This is a genomic window from Flavobacterium cyanobacteriorum, from assembly GCF_002251835.1.
Taxonomy (GTDB): Bacteria; Bacteroidota; Bacteroidia; order Flavobacteriales; family Flavobacteriaceae; genus Flavobacterium; species Flavobacterium cyanobacteriorum.
In genome coordinates, this window is the sequence record NZ_NOXV01000004.1 from 1 (window position 1) to 944 (window position 944).

The 944-nt window shown below is 39.9% G+C and carries 1 protein-coding gene; it reads left to right on the forward strand.

Going from position 1 to position 944, the window contains the following annotated elements; genetic code table 11:
* The coding region (locus CHU92_RS15625) for a hypothetical protein (protein ID WP_207759775.1) at positions 1-944 on the forward strand (944 nt) is incomplete at both ends.

A 944-nucleotide genomic window follows, 5' to 3' on the forward strand; every position in this document is an offset into this window, starting at 1 on the left:
TAATGAAAATTTTAAAATTTATTGCCAAGGCATCATTGCTTCTGGTACTGCTTTTATTAACCAATTGCCAGGTTGAAGAAGATTTTATTACGTCTGAAAAATCGGGCCGACAAAGCGTACAAAAAATTTCTTTTGATGAAATAGCATCAGACCCTAAACTTTTAAATCAACTTGAAAATCTGGCTTCTTCGGGTAATAGTTTTGCAAGAGCTGCAGGTGATGAAGTAGAATATTATTATGATAAAGACGAGGTGTTAAAAATCACTTATGATGACTATGAAACGTATACTTTTCTGATTCACCGCCTTGATCCATTTCCTTTCGTGGAAAATCTTGTTGTGAGGCGGGACAGTAAAGGTACAATTGACAGCTACATAACCACATATAATTTTACGGATGCAGAAACAAATGCCATCACCAAAGGCTTAAGTATTGATAATATTGTTTCTAAAATAGCTATACATGCTAAAAGTGACCCTAAGGTACAGCCGGTTTATAAGCGGGATAATGGTACATGCTATATTATTACAGTATATGGCCCTGATGGGAAGATAACACCGGGAGCCTTTTGGGAGCTAACGGTAGAATGCCCGCAAAGCTATGACGAAACATCAGTAATAGATCCCGGTAACGGCAATGTAAGTGGCGGTGGCGGTTCCGGTGGCGGTGGCGGCTTCGGTGGCGGCAGGGTTGTGATCATAATAAACCCGGGCAGTGGAAGTAACCCCAACCCGTCTCCATCACCTTCTTTGCCCGGCTTAGGGTCAGGTTCATTTCCTAGGGGGCCGGTACGTACTACACCGGTAATTGACTTGTCATTATTTGGAGATTTTCGTTCTACTCTCACCATAGCGCAACGTAACTTTTTGTTTGAAAATCCTGATATAAACAAAAAGATAAAGAAATTAATTGATTCTTATAATGTTGATTATGAACAACGCAAA